A 16,838-nucleotide genomic window follows, 5' to 3' on the forward strand; every position below is an offset into this window, starting at 1 on the left:
AGCAGTGGGGAGGGCCGAGGAATGCTACCGCCGCGCGGACGTCACATCCCGTCGCAGATCGGCGCGGGCGTGGTGCAAGTGCTCGTCATCGAGTCGCACGTGCCGCTGCACTCGTCGGGCGTTACGCACGCCTCGCCGTCGGCCTTCCTGGCCGTGCAGACGCTGGTCACGGAGTCGCAATACGAGTCCTTGCACTGACTGAAGCCAGCGCACGCCTCGCCGACGGCTTTCTGCGCGGCACACATGCTCGTCTGGAAGTCGCAATAATTCGTGGCGCAGTCGTCGTCGAACTCGCACGCCGCTCCGGCCGCGCCGCGCGGCTGGCACTTGCCGAGCTCCGTATCGGTATCGCCCACGCACACGGAGTCGGCGCCCGCGCACTCGTCGTCGCCACTGCAATCGCCGCCGTCGGCCACCTTGCCGATGAAAACGCTCTGGCATTCGGGGTCGGACTCGAAAGGATCGCCGTTGATCACGGTGCAGGATCCCTCGAGCTTGTCGAGACAGCTCGCCGCGACATATCCGTCGTACTCCATGCGGCCCTCCCCGACGGCCTTCTTCAGGCGCGGGAGCACGAGCATGTCATAAATGCCCTTGAAGGTCTGCGCGCACTCGGCCTCGTTCTGAGGCTTGGGGGTAATGCCCTCGAACGCCTTGTCCTGTTCGGCCATCGTGCAACAGGAGTAGACCAGCCCGCAGTACAACTTGGCGGTCGCGGTGCCGATGTCGTCGATGGGGATGAGGACGTCGCCGCCGCCGCCGCCGCCGCCGTTTCCGCCGTTTCCGCCGTTTCCGCCGCCGCCGCCGGGGCCGCCGGTCGTATTGTTCGAGTCGTCGCTGCAGCCGATGAGGGAACCCACGCCGGCGAGGGCCAGCATGATCAAGGAAGTCACAAAACGTTTCATGTTCGTCTCCTGCCCAGGGCCGAGCCCGGGGGGCCGGTCCCGTGGGCGACTCGTGGCTAGCACGCATGAGGCGCGATGGAAAGCCCGAGCAAGAACGAAGGCGTGCTAGGCTTCGAAGGTGAACTTTCTCCTGCACAGGCACCTCGCGGAGGCGCATACGGGCTCACGCGCGGCGGGCGCGGGCGCGATGCTGCCGGACCTCTGGCGAATGGCGGACAGGCGCGTGCGGCCGTGCCGTCCCGTCGAGATGGGCGGCTTGCTCGGAGGCCGGCTCGCGGAGGTGCTCGTGGGGATCCGGCACCACGTGGCGGTCGACCATTGGTTTCACGGCGATCGCGTCTTCCTCGAAGGGGAGAAGCTCGTCGCGGCGCGCATTCGCGAGGCACAGCTCGAGGCGAAACGAATGGGGCTGCTCGCGCACGTCACGTGGGAGATGTGCCTGGACGGCGCGCTCCTCCGGCGCGCGGGTTTCGAGGCGACACGCGCGGCCCTCACGGAGGGGTTTTTGGCGATCGAGGGCGATTTCGAGCCCGCCGCGACGATGCACCATTTCGGTACGCACGAGCGGACCGCGGAGGAGCGCGCCGCGTTCGACGCGCGGATGAAACGGCTCCGCGCGGAAATCGAGCGGGGGCCGTGGATCGAAGGGTATCAATACGGCGAGGGGGTCGCGATTCGCGTCTCCGGGGTGCGCGCGCGGCTCGGGCTCGCGCCGCTCGACGCGGCCGATCACGCGCGGCTCGGGCAGGCGCTCGACGGCGTGGCGCACGAGGCCGACGCGATTCTGGAGGAGATCCTGCGAGCACCCTCGCCCCTCGGCGATGGACGAGTCCGGCCCTCAGCGGCGCTTGCGCTTGGGGCCTGATCTCCGGAACGGGAAACGAAAACGCGGCTTTTGATCGATCCGTTCGCCCTCGCGGAGCCACGCGAAGGGGTCGGCGAAGCCGGCCATCCAGGGCAAACGCTTGTAGGCGAGGAAGACGAGCTCGCCGCCGCGGATGCCGGCGTCGAGGCGATCCTGCCAGGCACCGAGGAGCCGCGGATCGAGATCTGGGTTCGTCGAGAAAAACGAGCCTTCTTCGATGCGCTCGGGAAAGCGGAAGCAGACGCCGCCGGAGACGCAGACGGGGTGAAAGAGCGTGGCGGCGATCCGCGCGATGGCCCCGGCGCGCTCGCCTTCGGGGAGCGCAAGCACGTCGAGGCTGTCTCGCGAGACGATGACGAACACGAACGAACGGCCCTCGACGATCGAGAGGTGGAGGTCGTCCACGTCGTATTCGTGGCGCAGAAAATCCGGCGCGGCCTTGGTGGCGCGATGGACCAGGCGCCGGACGGGACGGGCGGCGTCGTAAGGGCTTTTTCCCTGGGCAAACAGGGTGCGGGCCCAGTGCCTCGATTCGGCGAGGGCCTGGCCGGGCACGTCGGCGCGGCCGTCGAGATCGTCGAAGCCCTCGGATTGCGCGGTTTCGATGTCGTCGAGCCATTTCATGAGATTCGCCTCGCAAAACGACGAAAAAACGAGCGGATGCGGTCGCGCGCGGTTTCACGGGGCGGCGATGCCTCGCCGTTCCGGTATCGCCGCACGATCTTCTCGACCCGAAATCCCTCGTCCGGGAGAAACTCGACCCAGACGAGGCCCCAGAAGACCTTGAGGATGTCGTGCTTGGAGGAGAGGACGCCGACACCGCCACAATAATAACGCGTCGTGCCGCCGTGCGAGAATTCGAGGCACGCCTCGTATCGGTTGAGGCCGGGGCTCACCTTACCGTCGGGCAGGCGGGTATGCGAGGGCGGGTAGGTTTTTCCTTCCACGACCGGGCCGTCCACGAGCGCCGCGGAGAGGCGCTTTTCGCCGACCTGTATCGTCTTCGACAAACCCGCGCGAGGCTCCTTCTCCCAATCGGCGACGAGGGGCTTTTCGCCGTTGCCCTGATCCGGATCGGCCCAGACGACGAGCATGCGCGCCTCGCCCGGCGCGCCGATCTGCGCGAGCATGCCCCGCACGAGGCGCACGATGGCCTGGCACTCGCCCGAGGCGGCGACGTAATCGACCATCGGCCAGGCGCCGCCGACTTCGTTGAAATAACGCGGGTGGTCGTACTCCGCGGGCACGTCGGGGTTCGGGAGGAGAGCGTAATACGGGAATCGGCGCAGGAAGCTCTCGACGATGGCGTGCGGATCCAGGCTGTTCGCCTGCTTCGCCCATTCCACGGCCTTCGCCACGCGCCGCGGGGTCGCGCCGTCTTCCTTGTAGGGCGCGATGGGCGTGGAGCGCGGCGGCCCCATCGTGACGAGCATGGGAATGGATGTGACGGCGGGCGCGACGATCGCGGCCTCGGACGCGGACCAGCGCACGTCGAACGAGAGATCGTCGAGCTTGCGCGCAAGCGGATTGTCGGATACGAGCGTGATCACCGACGTCCCGGGAGAGACCGGAAGGGTTTGTCGAAATTGGATCCCTCCCGGACCCTCGCCCTTCAGGGTGGCGGGGCCAGGCAGCACCGCGGCCGCGTCGAGGGTGAGCGAAAGGCGGACCTTTTCGCCGAGGGTATGGCTCACGGGGACGTGGGACGCGGGCGTCCATTCGGGCTCGGGGCAGTCGTGATCGGAAAAGCGCCAGCCGCTCGGCTCGTCGCAGCCGCGGAGCGTGCCGTGATCGGAGTCGACCCGGATCGATTCGATTCGAATGGTGCTTTCCGGCCTCGGCGCGGACGTATCCCATCCGCGCGGCGGCGCGCCGCTCGGCTCCCCCACGATGGCCTCCCGGGGCGCGAGGCCAGACCGGAAGAGCCACAGGCCTCCGGGCCGCTACGCCGCCCTCACGGGAAACCTCCGGTCGAGCCCCCCCGATCGTCAACTGCCGGGAGGGCGGGCCGAGCTGCGTTTGCGAATGCGGAGAATTCGAAATCAGCGAAGGGCGGCGTGTTTCTTCCGCTCGGCTTCGAGGTAAGCGCGGCCTTCCTCGGCGGTATCGAAGAACGCGAGCGGCACGCCGTGCCTGAGGAGCGCGTCCGTGGCGCGGTTCAGCATCGTCCCGAGGACACGCACGGGGAAGGACGCGCCGACGGCGGCGACGCCGCGGATTGCCTTGGCGCCCTTGGCCTCGCGGACGGCCCAGACGCGCGCGTCGCGCGTCACGGAGATCGAGTGCGCCCTGTCGAAGAGGCAATAGACCGCGGGCTCGTCGCGGCTCATCTCGTCGATGCGCGCGTAGAGGGCCTTCATGTCGTCCCGCGTGACCTCGCCGGTCCAGCGCACGACGAGGATCGCTCCTTCTCGTCGGGACCCGTGCGCCCCCATCCGCTCGAAGCCGGCATCCATGTTCGCCACGACGGAACGAAGATACACGCTCGCACGTGGTGATGGAAGGAGGCCGGTCCCCTGACGAACAATGTCCTACCACTCACAATTCGCGCGTGACGAGTTCGTCCAATGGATGCAAGATGGACGCGTTCGATGGGTTCGGCGCGGCGCGGAGAAGTCGCCGGCGCGCCCGATCTCGCGATCGAGTCTTTCGCAGCGAGGACGGAGAGACGTCCTCGTGAAACCTCAGAGATCCCGGCACAGGAGGGCCGGTCGGGGATCCTTTTTTCCGGGTCGCCCGAGAACCATATCATCATGCCGCGACGAACCGTTCCCGAGCCGTTTGCACTGAAGGTCGGCACCCGTATCCGTGAGCTGCGCAAGGAGCGCGGATTGTCGCTCGGCAAGCTCGCCGACGCCTGTTATCTGTCGAAGGGCCATCTCTCGAGCGTCGAGCACGGGCTCGCCGCCATCACGATCCAGACGATCGAGCGGCTCGCGCTCGGCTTCGGCGTGCCCCCGCTCTACCTGCTCACGTTCGCCGCGGACGACGAGCGCGCGAAGACGGCGGAGCTGCTCCGCGAGATGTCGAACGCCGACGTGCGCAAGATCCGCCGCCGGATCCAGGAGGAGACCGGCATCCGCGTCAAGCGCAGCTAGGACAAAATTCGTCCCACCGTGCCCCGCGCGCCGCGTCACGGCGCGTCGGGCACGGTAGGACGTAAAACGTCCGATCGAGGACCATTTTTTGATTCTCCGTGCGTCCGAGGACGTGCATGATGGCTGGCCCCGTGAGATCCGGCCGATTCACGCGGGGACTTCCATTTCGACGAACTTACGACTTGCCGGCGTGTTTCGCCGGTCGGGCCGCGCTTTTTTGGCCCGAGAAAGACGAGGACCATGCCCCGACGATCCGTTCCCGATCCGTTTGCGATGCAGGTGGGCGCCCGTATCCGTGAGCTGCGCCTCGAGCGAAACATGTCCCTCGCCGCCCTCGCGGACGCGAGCGCACTGTCGAAAGGCCACCTCTCGAGCGTCGAGCACGGGCTCGCCGCCATCACGATCCAGACGATCGAGCGCCTCGCGCTCGGCTTCGACGTGCCGCCGCTCTACATCCTGACCTTCCCGGCCGAGGACGAGCGCGCCCACGTGGCGGAGCTCCTGCGGCAGCTCTCGAACGCCGACGTCAAGAAGATCCGCCGGCAACTCCAGGTGGATCTCGGCATCAAGAAGGCGCGCTGAGGGGGTTTGGGGGCATAGCTCGGCTCTGCCGAGCGGAGCCCCCAAGCGTCGAACGCTGTACTTCTCGCAGGTGACGATCCCGTGTACGCTCGCGGGCGTGCACGGGACACGCTTTTCGCTTCACGCTTTGCTTTGGACCGCTTCCTTCGGGCTTTTCGCCTGCGGCTCCGGGGATCCGGCGAATCCGGACCCGGGGCCCGAAAAGCCCCCACCGCCCTCCGAATGCAACGGCCGCGCAGAGCTCTGCGACAGGCCCTTCGATGCGGTGGCGTTCCCCGCGACGCACAATGCCATGTCCTCGTTCGAGCTCGGCTGGGCCGCGCCGAACCAGAACTTCGGCATGAAACGCCAGCTCGAAGACGGCATCCGCGCGATGTTGATCGATACGCACCGCTGGAACGAGGATCTCTATCTCTGCCACTCGATCTGCGAGCTCGGGCATACGCTCCTCGTGGACGCGCTCGTCGAGATGCGCGTCTTCCTCGACGCACACCCACACGAGGTGGTGACGCTCATCATCCAGGACGGCATCACGCCCGACGAGACGGCGGGCGTGTTCGAGAAAGCCGGGCTCGCAGGTCGCACGTACGCGCATGAGGACGGAGCCCCCTGGCCGACGCTGCGGGAGCTTTTGCTCGACGGAAAGCAGCTCGTCGTGGGCGCCGAGGACGAGGGGCCGCCGCCCGCGTGGTATCACCACTTCTGGGACATCGCCTGGGACACGCCGTATTCGTTCGAGAGCGTGGAGGACTTCAACTGCGCGCCGAATCGGGGGACGCAGGGGAACGATCTGTTTCTCTTGAACCACTGGATCGGGCCGCTCCCGACGCCCGAGCGGGGCGAGACGGCGAACGCGTACGAGGTGCTGTCGGCGCGGGCGAAGAAATGCCAGACGGAGGGCGGGCAGATCCCGAATTTCGTGGCCGTCGATTTTTACGATCTCGGCGCGCTGTTCCAGGTGGTGGACGAGCTGAACGGGTTTTAACAGCGGTACGCGGCGGCGTGCCGCTCACCATACCCCGTCTCCCCCCTGACTCCCCTACCCCTGCTCCGAAGCCAGCGCCGCCTGCTTGTGCAACATCAACGCGACACCGAGCAACATCGCCGCCCCGGCCGCGGCGCCGAGAAACGGTGAAATCGGCGCCACGCGGTTGTACATGAAGCCCCACGTGACGGGCCAGATCGTACGCGCCCAGCTCCCCGTCGATTGCGCATAGCCGAGCACCGTGCCCCGCTGGTCCTCCCGCGCGAACTTCGACGCCAGCGACGAAATGGACGGGTTGTTGATGGCCACGCCCACGCCGATGAGGACATTCGCGAGGACCATCATCCACGAATGCATCGAGAACGCCGCGAAGAGCAAGCCCGCGAGCATGAGCGCGGCCGCACACTCGACCAGCGTGAGCTCGCTGAAACGCGCCGAGAGGCGCTTGATCAAAAAGCCCTGGATCACGACCCCGGATACGCCGAAGATCGCGAACATGTAGCCGACCTGCTCACCCGTCCACCCGAAACGATCATGCGAGAGGAGCGGGAACGCGACGTTCAGGACCGTCATGGCCATGAACGTCAAGAAATACATCTGCAGGATCGTGACGACGCGTTTGTCGGAGACGATTTCCGTGAAGGTCGCCTCCTTCCGGGGCTCGTCCCGCGTGGGGCCACGATAGGCGTCGTGCCCGCCGCGCTCGGGCTCGCGCACGGGACGCGTCTCCGGCATGAGCGCCGCCGCGAGGATCAGGTCGGCCAGGGCCATCACGGCCGCCGCGATCGGCGGCGCCCAGGTCGCGATCTTGGCCGTCATGCTGCCGATCACCGGCCCCATGATCATCCCGAGCCCGATCCCCGCCCCGAGCCGCCCCATGGCCGCCGCGCGATCCTTTTTGTCCGTCACGTCCGCGATGGCCGCCTGACACGCGGCCAGGTTGCCCGCCGTCGCCCCCGCGAGCACACGCGACACGAACAGGCACCAGAGCACCTGGTAGTGCACCGCCGCCGCGAAGAGCACCATGCTCGCCGCATTGCCGAGCAGGCTCAGCACGATGACCAAACGCCGGCCGAACCGATCGGACAAACGCCCGAGGTACGGCGTCGCCAGCGCCTGCGCCAGCGAATAACTGCTGATCAGCATTCCCGTGACGGTGCCCGACCACTCTTCGGACACCATCGGCTTCACGTAAAACGGCAAGAGCGGAATCGTGATCCCGAACCCGACGAGGTCGAGGAACACGGTCAGGACGACGACGAAGAGAACGCGGTCGCGCACCTTCTCGCGCGAGGCCGCTTCGGCGGTGGACATGGCTGTATCTGGCATCGGGAGGGACGTGAGGGGGCGCCCTACCCATGCCAGAAAGCCAGGCGCGTGTCACGCGAAAATGTCTAATGCCAGCGGACGAGGCGCGCCGCGTAACGATCCGGCAAGGACTCGTGCGCCGGGATGACGCGGACGCCGAAAGCGTGCTCACCGCTCTCGTCGGTGGGAATTTCGCCCTCGAAACGATGGCGGCCGCCGCCGAGATCCGCCGCGTGACGCATCGGAGCCGCCTCCGCGCCGCGGAGCGAGCCGTTCGGGCCCGGGCGACCATAATAAAGCTCGACGACGACGTCGCTCGGCGAGAGGGCGCCGAGGTGGATCTCCGCCGCGACGCGCAAAGGCTCGCCGCTCGGAAGGCGCGAGGGGCCGAGCTGCGCCACGGAATCGACACGTACGGAGCCCCAGGCGGCGCGCACGCGGGCCTTCCATTCGCAGGCGGCGCGCGCCGCGAGGAGGCCGTCCTCCGTCAAGCGGCGATGTCGCGCGAGGGCAGGCTCGTAATACCTTTCGGCATACTCGCGCACCATGCGGGTCGTGTTGAACGCAGGGCCGATCGTGGTAATGCTGCGCTTCATGCGGGCGATCCAGCTCCGCGGGAGGCCGGAAGCATCACGCTCGTAATAAAGCGGGACGATGTCTTCTTCGAGCAATCGATAGAGGGCCTGGGCCTCGACGTGGTCGCCGTGGCCGGTGTCCGCGTACTCCTCGCCGCGGCCAATGGAAAACCCATTGTCGCCCGCATATCCCTCGGGCCACCAACCGTCGAGGATGCTCGCGTTGAGCACGCCGTTGAGGCCGGCCTTCATGCCGCTCGTGCCGCTCGCTTCAAGGGGCCTGCGCGGGGTGTTGAGCCAGACGTCGACGCCCGCGACGAGCGTGCGCGCGACGCCCATGTCGTAATCTTCGACGAAGACGATGCGGCCGCGGAAAGGCTCGGCCATGCCCGCGCGCACGATGTCGCGAATGAGCTCCTTGCCGCCCCAGTCCTGCGGATGCGCTTTGCCGGAAAAGACGAGCTGCACCGGGCGATGCGGCTCGTGGAGGATCCGCGCGAGGCGCGCCGCGTCGCGGAGGAGGAGCGTGCCGCGCTTGTACGTCGCAAAGCGGCGGGCAAACCCGATGGTGAGCGCCTTCGGGTCGAGGAGGCGCTCGATCCGCGCCGGATCCTCGGCGCGCCCCTTCTGCGCGGAAATGGCGGCGAGGCGGGCGCGAATCTGCTTCACGAGGCGCTCTTTGCGGCGGCCGTGCGCGGCCCAGAGGACCTCGTCGGGGATTTCGGCGATTTTCGCCCAGACGCCGGGTTCGGCGGCACGTTCGAGGAAATCGGCGCCGAGGTAACTCGCATACAGCAAGGCGAGCTCGCCGTCGAGCCAGGTGGGGACGTGGACGCCGTTCGTGACCGAGCCGATCGGGACTTCGTCTACCGGGAGGCCAGGCCAGAGGACGCTCCACATGGCGCGCGCCTCGCGGCCGTGGAGCATGCTGACGCCATTGTAACGGTCGGCCATTCGAATGGCGAGGACCGGCATGGAGAACTCGCTGCCGGGACGATCGGGCTCGACGCGGCCGAGGCGCATGGCCTCCTCGGCCCCGAGCCCGAGGCCCTCGCCGAGGACCTTCAGATACGGGAGAGCGAGGTCGTGCGCGAATGCGTCATTTCCGGCCGGCACGGGGGTGTGCGTGGTGAAGACGTGGCCCGCCGCGGCCGCCTCGGACGCCGCGACGAAAGGCGCTCCCGTGCGCCCCATGAGCTGACGGACGCGTTCGAGCGCGAGGAACGCGGAATGGCCTTCGTTCATATGGCAGACGCGCGGCTCCTGGCCGATGGCCGAGAGGAGCCGGACGCCGCCCACGCCGAGCAGGACCTCCTGGCAGATGCGGTGCGCGCGGTCGCCGCCGTAAAGGGTATTCGTGAGCGCCCGATCCTCGGGCGGGTTTTCGGGGATGTCGGCGTCGAGCAAATAAAGCGGGACGCGGCCGACCTGCGCGCGCCAGGCCTGGAGCTTGACCTCGCGCCGGCCCGCCCCCGCACGTGCGGGGAGCTCGACGGAGGTGACCACGCGACGGCCCTTTTCGTCGTTCACGGGCGAGACGGGCAAATCGTGCCAGTCGTTCGGCGGATATCGCTCGTTCTGCCAGCCCTCGATATCGAGGCTCTGACGAAAATACCCCTGCGAGAACGCGATTCCCACGCCGACGAGCGGCAAGCCGAGGTCACTCGCGCTCTTCAGGTGATCGCCGGCAAGGACGCCGAGGCCCCCCGAATACACGGGCAAACACTCGTGGATGCCGAATTCCATGGAGAAATAGGCCATGGTGCCGCGCGACGCTGCGTTTTTGCCGTATTTTCGGTCGAACCAGGTGGAGCGGTCGAGGTAATCCCCGAGGGAGCGCTCGACCGCGGAGAGAGCCCGGAGATATCCGTCGTCCCGCGCGAGCTCATCGAGGCGGCGCTGCGAGGCGAGCTTGAGCAGGAGGATCGGATTGTGCGCGACACGCTCGTAGAGCTCGGCGTCCACGCGCCCGTAGAGCTCACGCGCGGCCGGGGTCCACGTCCACCAGAGGTTTTGCGCAATCGTGACGAGTGGCGCGAGCTCCGGCGGGATCGTCGGGAAGATCTGGTACCGGTGGACCGTGAACATGGGCGCACCCTAGCCGGAGACCTCCCGGAAGGCGAGCCCGGTCAATCGCAGTGGCCGGCTCCGTCCGCATTGAGAATGCCGGATCGGAGGAACACTTCGAGGCGGCCACGCTCGCCCATACCGACGAGGCGTGCCCCGCGCGGCGAGACGAGCACCGGGATTCTCCGGTCGAACGGGCCCTGCTCCCATTCTTTTTGCCAGGTCTCCAGGGTCTTTTTGTCGTTTTCCCCGACGATGAGCTCGGGCAAACCCGCGACACGGCGGAGCTCGTCGAGCACGCACGAGTCGGAGATGTCCCGGGCGTGAACCCACAAGGCCCGATACAGAAGCGTCTTCAAGGACTCCGCGCGGGCCGGGTCGTGCCGGCGAGCGGCCGCGACGAGGAGCGTCGCCCGCTCGGTGTTCGGCCGCGCCGGCGGCGTGCTGATGCTGACGGCGGGCTCGCGTTGCCGCACGGAGAGGACCTCGCGCTGGAGCTCCTCACGCTCGGGGGTCGTATTCTTCGCAGGAATGGGAAGGTGCGGCATGTGGCGGATGCCGCGCCATTCGACCTTGCGCTCCGCACAGAGCTCCAGGAGCCGCTCGTTCTGCGCGTGGCAGAATGGGCAATTGAGGTCGCCGTAAAATATGTACGGCGCGCCCGAGGCCGCGCCCTGGGCCGGCTCATTCATGAACGATCACCGTGGTCCCCTCCCCGAAATCCTCGCCTGCGTTCACCGCATGCCAGCCCTCCGGGACGGGCGGGTCGGTCCAGAGGAAGACGCGGTGCGCGTCCACGGGGGAGAGATTGACGCAGCCGTGGCTGCGCGGCGTGCCGAAGACGTCGTGCCAGTACGCCGTGTGGAGCGCATATCCACTCTCGAAATACTGGATGTACGGGACGTCGCGGAGCTGGAACGTGCCCTCGCCGCGGCGCCGCGTGACGCCGTACTCGCCGTCGCCCTTCGTCGGGATCTTCTCGGCGCCCCCGGCCGCAGGGGCGGGTTTGCCCTTTGCAGCGCCGGGCTTCGCGGCGGCCGGCTTCGCCGCAGGTTTGCCGCCCTTCGCGGCCGCCTTGGGATCGGGCTTGCCGCCGGGTTTTGCATTCTTATCGCCGGCCTTCGGCGCCGCGGCCTTGCCGCCACCGTCGGGCGAATGCGAGGCGGCGACGGTCGTGACCTTGGCGCCGCCCACGCTCGAGCCCTCGTTCGAGTCCATGGTGGCCGTGATGTGCTTGTTGCGAATCTTGAAGACGCCGCGGACCGTGGCCGTGGTCTTCTTGGGATCGTCGAGGCCAGCTTTGCCCGTGGAGACGAGCGTCGCGTAAATGGGGCGCTTGCCCTCCCACATCACGAAGGTCTGGTTCGTGATGGAGATCTCGATCCATTTCTTGCCCTTTTCGGCGTCCTCGGGGAACGAGGCGGGCGGGACGGCGAGGCCGACGTCGAGCTGGCTGAGCCAGCGTTTGTCCTTGGTGCGGTAATACTTGACGCCCTCGACGGTCTTCATGGTGCCGGCGAGCGCGTGGACGCTGCGCCATTCGACGTCGACTTCGGGAATGGCCTTGCCCTTGGAGATGCGATACGTCTTGGCGCCCTGCGTGCGGACGAACGCGAGCGGGAGCGAGAACTCGTCCGTGAGCTCGAGCCCATGCCAGGGCGAGCCGAGGTCGGGCTTGATCTTGGTGTTCGGCGCGAGGCGCAGATCCGTGGTGATCGCGAAGCGGCGATTGAGGTTGTCCTCGCCCGTGGGGAAGGAGCCGATGAGCGAGAGGCCGGTGTGGCGACGCGCGCGGTCGGCGAAGACGGCGAAATCAGGGACCTTGAAATCGCTGATGTTGGGGATGAGGCGTTTTCCGCCTTCGAGCCAGAAAGGAATGGGATCCGCGTCGCTCTCGCCGCCGAGGAGCTGGCCGAGTGCGAGCTCCTGCGAATTTTTGCCGAGGCCCATTTCGCCGATGTGCTTGCCGGGAACGGGGACGCCACGATCGTCGATCGGCACGTCGGGCGCGCCGAGGACGACCTGGTTCACCGTGGCCTCGTTCTGCTTGTACCAGTCGAGGTGCTCCTGGAGCTTGAACTCGGAGTCGTACTGCTGCTTGGCCGTGGGGACCTTGACGTACAGGGGGAGGACGGCCCGGACGAACGCATATCGATACGGGAGCGCGGCCTTGAGGTCCGGGCGCTTGGCGGCGGCCTTGAGGATGGGATTTTCGAGGTCGGTCGTGGCCTCGTCCCCGGCGCAAACGAAGCCCTTCGGGTGAATCTCGTACCAGCCGCCCGGACAACCGGCCTTGCCGACAGGCTCTTCCGAGCGGGCGACCTTGGCCCCGACGCGCAGGTAGCCGAGCTTTTTCGCGGTGTCGCGCGGCTCGGCGTAGACGGTGGTGACGAACGCCGTGATGCCGAGGAGCGGTTTGTCCGGAGGCGGCGGGGGCTCGGGAACCGCGTTCTGGCCCTGGACGGCAGGCGGCGGCGCAGCCGCGTCGTCGGGGACGCCGCCGTCGGTCTGCGCGGCCGCGCCGGGGCGCTTGCAGCCGAGGGCGGTGAGGGCCGCGAGAACGGCGAGGGTGAAGGCGCCGAGCCGCGCGCGGCCCGAGCCCACAAAAAGCGAGGGAGCGGAGAGGCGAGCGCGCGGGATCATGGGGGATGGATGCCAAAAGATGCGGCCGGATGCAAAGGGAAGGTGCGGGGAGGACGGAGAACGCTCGGCCCAAGGTGGGATGCGACGTACTTCCGTGCGCCGTCGCGCCGTGCGAGGCTGCGCGCCCGAGCCATGATCGACGTGAGCGTGCCTTGCCCATGTGGAGCGGACGTCTCGTTCCAGCACACCGCTTGCCCCGCGTGCAAGACGCCGGTGTCGCGGGCGCTGCGCGACGACCTCGAAGCGCGGCTGGAGCGCGCGCACACCGAGTACGGCGAGGCGAAACAAAGCATGCGCCGGTCGGCGACGGTGCTGTTCGTGGGCGGCGCGTTGTACGTCGTGCTTGCGCTGTTCGTCTTTTACCTGGCCCGGAGTGTCGAGACCGTGTCGACCTCGATCGATTCGTGGGCGGACACGCTCCCCCTCCTCGCGAACGGGGGCCTCGGCCTGCTGCTCATCACCTGCGCGGCCTGGTCGCGTCGATCCCCGAACGCGGCGTTCGCGGTGGCGCTCGGGATCTGGCTGCTCTCGCAGATCCTCGGGTACGTGGCCGCGCCGGCCCTGTTTTTCCTGGCGTTCATGTCCGCCAGCGGGATCGCAGAGATCTTCGCGAAGGGGGGCCTGCTGGTCTCGCTCGTCCGAGGGCTCCTCGCGGCGGGGCGCGTGGACGCAATTCGAGCGGAAGTGGCGCGTGGAGCGGCCGCTTGAGGGCTAGACGAGCAAGCCCGGCAGCGGCCCCTTGCAAAAGGCCGGATTGCCGAACGTCGTGACGGGCACGCCCATGGCATGGGCGATCGCGATCAGAAGATCGTTGTGATAGGCGCCGGAATGCTTGTGCCATCGCCCGGTGGCGAGCGCGCCGCCCGCGCCGCCCATGAGGAGGAGCGGGACGTCGCGGCGCGCGTGGGTGTTGCCCTGCGCAATGTCGCTGCACCAGAGGATGACGGTGTTGTCGAGGACCGTGCCGTCGCCTTCGGGGACGCTGTCGAGCTTCTGGCAGAGGTACGCGAGCTGCTGCGCGTGCCAGTTGCCAATGTCGATGAGCGCCTGCTGCCGCTTCGTGTCGGAATCGCTCGAATGCGAGAGCGTGTGATGGGGTTCGTCCTGGCCGAGCCAGGTGAAGACCTTGCCCGTCTGGACCGTGGTCCACTGGATGCTCGCGACCCGCGTGAGGTCGCAAATGAGCGACATCGCGAGGAGGTCGAGCTGGGTCTTGGCGATCTCCGGGTAGTTGTCGTTTTCGAGGGGCTCGACCGGCGCGCCGAGGACGGGCGGATTGCAGGAGCCGCCAATGACGCCAGGCGCATCGAGGCGCTTTTCGATCTCGCGGACGGCCTCGAGGTGCGCGTCGACCTTCATGCGATCACTCGTGCCGAGGCGCGAGGAGAGGTGCTTGTAGTCGCCGGTCACGGCGTCGAGCACGGTCTTCCTCTGCGCACGCAGGCGCGCGAGGGCCTCGGGGTCGGTGCCGAGGTCCGAGAAGATGCGCGTGTACGCCTGGTACGGGTCGTCCTCGGGCGGGACAGGTTGTCCGGGGCCGCGGTAGGAGATGCGCGCCGAGACGTTGGCGTACTGGACCTGGACGCCGAACTCGAGCGAGGGGAAGCGCGTGGTCTGGCCGATCTGATCCGCGAGGAACTGATCGAGCGAGATGCCGCCGCCCCAGCCGACCATCTTGCCTGGGTTGCAAGCGTACGGGAAAAGCGAGCCCTCCTGGAGCTCGGTGCCCGTGAGCGCATGGCCGATGCCCTGCTGGTGCGGGTCGCCGGGGCCGTGGTAGGCGGACTCGTAGTCGACGCCTTCGAGGAGGATCGCCTTCTTCTTGAAGGGTTCGAGCGGGGCGAGGATGGGGCCGAAGGTGAAGTCGGTCTCGGTGCCCGTGGGGATCCACGCGGGTTTGACCGTGCCGAGGCCCGTGAAGAAGACGACAAAACGCTTCGGGAAGGCGGTGGCGCGGGCCGAATCGGCCATGGCCCCGAGGAACGGCAGGCCAACGGCCACGCCGCCGAGGCCGCGAAGGAGCGTGCGACGGCTCAGGGTCCTCTGTTTCATGGTGCCTGCGTCACGACGGCCCGGCGATACCGGAACGCGTCGGTCTGGGTGAGGGCGACGAGCAGCTCCTGGACGTTGAAGCCACTCGCCGCGAAGGCCTGCTGGATCTCGCTCATCGAGCAACGATCGTCCTCGCCTTCGACACGGCCGTAGGCGAAGCGGAACCACTGGGTGGCGACACACTGGCGCGCCTCCTCGCTCTGCGCGAGGCGCCGGCCAAGCTCGACGACGCCCTCGAAGGGGCCGTCGATGCCGCGGGTGTCGACGAGCTCGCCGGAGTCGTCGATGGGCAAACCCTGGTCGGTGTCGCGGTAGAGGCCGATGCCGTCATAGTGCTCGAAGCCAAAGCCGACGGGATCCATCTTCACGTGGCAGCCCGCACAAGCCGGGTTCTCCGAGTGCTCGGCGAAGCGCTCGCGCGTGGTGGCGTCGGGGCGGACGTCGGGCGCGTTGAAGGCGGCGTTGTTCGGCGGCGGCGGGAGGATCTGGCAGAGGAGGCGCTCACGGACGAACTTGCCGCGATGCACGGGCGAAGTCTGGTTCGGCTTGCCCGTGGCGGCGAGGACGCTCGCGTGCGTGAGGATGCCAGAGGTCTTCGTGGGATCGAGCTCGACGCGCTCGAAGCTCTGCGTGGCCGGGCCATCCTCGACGCCGTAGAACGAGGCGAGCTCGGCGTTGAGCATCGAGTAGTTGGCGGTGAAGACGCTGCCGATGTCGCCCTGGCCCTCGAAGATGACGTCTTCGAGGAACGCGAGGGTCTCGGCCCGCCAGAGCGGGCGGATGCCCTCGTAGTACTTGGGGTACGTGGAGCTGTCTTTCTTGATGTTGTCGAGGTGGGAGAGGCCGAGCCACTGGGCGTTGAAGTTCGCCACGGCCTCGCGCGCCCGCGGATCGCCCAGCATGCGGCGCGCTTCCTTGGCGATCTCTTCCTTCGTGTCGAGGCGTCCCTCGTCCGCGGCGGAGAAGAGAGCCTCGTCCGGCATGGTGCCCCAGAGCATGTACGAGAGGCGCGAGGCGATCTCGTGGGGGGAGAGGGGCACGACGTCGGCCTCGACGGGGTCGGGCATGCCGAACTCGACGCGGTAGAGGAAGTGCGGGGACTGGAGCATCACCTGGAGGACGAGCTCGATGCCCTTGGAAAAACCGTCCTCGCCGAGGCCCCACGAGAAGACGTCCTGGAAGCGCGAGACCTCGTCGTCCGTGAGGGGGCGGCGATACGCGCGGCGGCCGAAGGTCTGGATGAAGGTGGTGGCACACGCCTGCTGCCCGATCGTTTCGGGATCACAGGGGAGCAGGGCGCCGAGGTTCTTCACTGCGCGGGCGGAGATCTGCTCGGCCGCGACCATGTACTGCTCGGCGAGGATCTGGGTGACGCCGAGGGCCGTGGCCTGGTTGTCGAAGCCCATGGCCTCTTCCTCGGGCACGAAGCTCGAAGCGGGCTGGGTGTCGTCGCCGAGCAGGTCGCGGACGGTGTTGTTGTACTCGAACCGGGTCATGCGCCGGATGGGCGATTTGCCGGGGATCGTGCCGACGCACTGGAAGGCAGGAGCCTCCCCGGTATCTTCACCCGGCGGGTCGCCGATGTGACCCGAGCAAGCCGCGAGGGACGCCGCCGCAGAAAGGGCGAGGGCGCCACCGAGAAGCCAGGGCAAGCGCACAGCGTAGGTCATGAGCAAGGATCCGCGGGGGCTTGGCCGCGGCTCTCCGAGCGTAGAAGAAGGTGGGCCGGCCGTCGACCATTTCCTGATGCCGTACGCG

Annotated in this window: 15 protein-coding genes; 5 read left to right on the forward strand and 10 right to left on the reverse strand. The window is 67.8% G+C overall.

Translation table 11 applies throughout. The annotated features are described in order from the left end of the window. Positions 1 to 41: 41 nt before the first annotated feature. Complete coding sequence (locus KEG57_RS00475; RefSeq protein WP_272418652.1) at positions 42 to 905, reverse strand: hypothetical protein; 864 nt, start codon at positions 903 to 905, stop codon at positions 42 to 44. 118 nt (positions 906 to 1,023) lie between these two features. Between KEG57_RS00475 and KEG57_RS00480 the strand changes: the two genes are divergently transcribed. Continuing rightward, entirely contained in the window at positions 1,024 to 1,770 is a 747-nt protein-coding gene (locus KEG57_RS00480) for a hypothetical protein (RefSeq protein WP_272418651.1), read from the forward strand. Here the strand turns inward: KEG57_RS00480 and KEG57_RS00485 are convergent. The 3 genes from KEG57_RS00485 to KEG57_RS00495 all read right to left on the reverse strand — a co-directional run bounded on the left by KEG57_RS00485 (position 1,744) and on the right by KEG57_RS00495 (position 4,226). Continuing rightward, the gene (locus KEG57_RS00485) at positions 1,744 to 2,394 is read right to left on the reverse strand and encodes a hypothetical protein (RefSeq protein ID WP_272418650.1); all 651 of its coding nucleotides are present in this window, start codon (positions 2,392 to 2,394) and stop codon (positions 1,744 to 1,746) included. The two genes, KEG57_RS00480 and KEG57_RS00485, sit on opposite strands and share 27 nt — an antisense overlap. Continuing rightward, on the reverse strand, positions 2,391 to 3,659 hold the full coding sequence (locus tag KEG57_RS00490; protein ID WP_272418649.1) for a hypothetical protein: 1,269 nt from the start codon (positions 3,657 to 3,659) through the stop codon (positions 2,391 to 2,393). The genes KEG57_RS00485 and KEG57_RS00490 overlap by 4 nt, the downstream gene beginning before the upstream one ends. A gap of 153 nt (positions 3,660 to 3,812) precedes the next feature. Continuing rightward, entirely contained in the window at positions 3,813 to 4,226 is a 414-nt protein-coding gene (locus tag KEG57_RS00495; protein ID WP_272419260.1) for a SpoIIAA family protein, read from the reverse strand. A gap of 297 nt (positions 4,227 to 4,523) precedes the next feature. On the opposite strand from KEG57_RS00495, the gene KEG57_RS00500 reads away from it, so the two are divergent. The 3 genes from KEG57_RS00500 (at position 4,524) to KEG57_RS00510 (ending at position 6,435) form a co-directional block, all read left to right on the forward strand. Further along, the gene (locus KEG57_RS00500) at positions 4,524 to 4,868 is read left to right on the forward strand and encodes a helix-turn-helix domain-containing protein (protein ID WP_272418648.1); all 345 of its coding nucleotides are present in this window, start codon (positions 4,524 to 4,526) and stop codon (positions 4,866 to 4,868) included. A 240-nt stretch (positions 4,869 to 5,108) separates the two neighbouring features. Further along, complete coding sequence (locus tag KEG57_RS00505) at positions 5,109 to 5,450, forward strand: helix-turn-helix domain-containing protein (RefSeq protein ID WP_272418647.1); 342 nt, start codon at positions 5,109 to 5,111, stop codon at positions 5,448 to 5,450. 70 nt (positions 5,451 to 5,520) lie between these two features. Next, a complete protein-coding gene (locus tag KEG57_RS00510) occupies positions 5,521 to 6,435 on the forward strand; it encodes a phosphoinositide-specific phospholipase C-related protein (protein ID WP_272418646.1) in 915 nt (304 codons plus the stop codon). A gap of 54 nt (positions 6,436 to 6,489) precedes the next feature. Here KEG57_RS00510 and KEG57_RS00515 read toward each other — a convergent pair whose 3' ends face one another. The 4 genes from KEG57_RS00515 to KEG57_RS00530 form a co-directional block, all read right to left on the reverse strand. Then, positions 6,490 to 7,749, reverse strand: a complete 1,260-nt coding sequence (locus tag KEG57_RS00515; protein WP_272418645.1) for an MFS transporter — start codon at positions 7,747 to 7,749, stop codon at positions 6,490 to 6,492. A gap of 80 nt (positions 7,750 to 7,829) precedes the next feature. Continuing rightward, on the reverse strand, positions 7,830 to 10,406 hold the full coding sequence (gene glgP, locus KEG57_RS00520; protein ID WP_272418644.1) for an alpha-glucan family phosphorylase: 2,577 nt from the start codon (positions 10,404 to 10,406) through the stop codon (positions 7,830 to 7,832). Positions 10,407 to 10,447: 41 nt separating this feature from the next. Further along, positions 10,448 to 11,077: a DsbA family oxidoreductase gene (locus KEG57_RS00525; protein ID WP_272418643.1), complete on the reverse strand. Its 630-nt coding sequence runs from the start codon at positions 11,075 to 11,077 to the stop codon at positions 10,448 to 10,450. Continuing rightward, entirely contained in the window at positions 11,070 to 13,028 is a 1,959-nt protein-coding gene (locus KEG57_RS00530) for a L,D-transpeptidase (RefSeq protein ID WP_272418642.1), read from the reverse strand. The genes KEG57_RS00525 and KEG57_RS00530 overlap by 8 nt, the downstream gene beginning before the upstream one ends. Before the next feature lie 132 nt (positions 13,029 to 13,160). Here KEG57_RS00530 and KEG57_RS00535 point away from each other — a divergent pair, with 132 nt between their 5' ends. Further along, positions 13,161 to 13,736, forward strand: coding sequence for a hypothetical protein (locus tag KEG57_RS00535; protein ID WP_272418641.1), 576 nt, complete (start codon positions 13,161 to 13,163; stop codon positions 13,734 to 13,736). Between the two features lie 3 nt (positions 13,737 to 13,739). Here the strand turns inward: KEG57_RS00535 and KEG57_RS00540 are convergent, their stop codons facing one another. Continuing rightward, on the reverse strand, positions 13,740 to 15,080 hold the full coding sequence (locus tag KEG57_RS00540) for a DUF1552 domain-containing protein (RefSeq protein WP_272418640.1): 1,341 nt from the start codon (positions 15,078 to 15,080) through the stop codon (positions 13,740 to 13,742). Beyond that, a complete protein-coding gene (locus KEG57_RS00545) occupies positions 15,077 to 16,750 on the reverse strand; it encodes a DUF1592 domain-containing protein (protein ID WP_272418639.1) in 1,674 nt (557 codons plus the stop codon). The genes KEG57_RS00540 and KEG57_RS00545 overlap by 4 nt, the downstream gene beginning before the upstream one ends. Positions 16,751 to 16,838 lie beyond the last annotated feature (88 nt).

This window comes from Polyangium jinanense, from assembly GCF_028435365.1.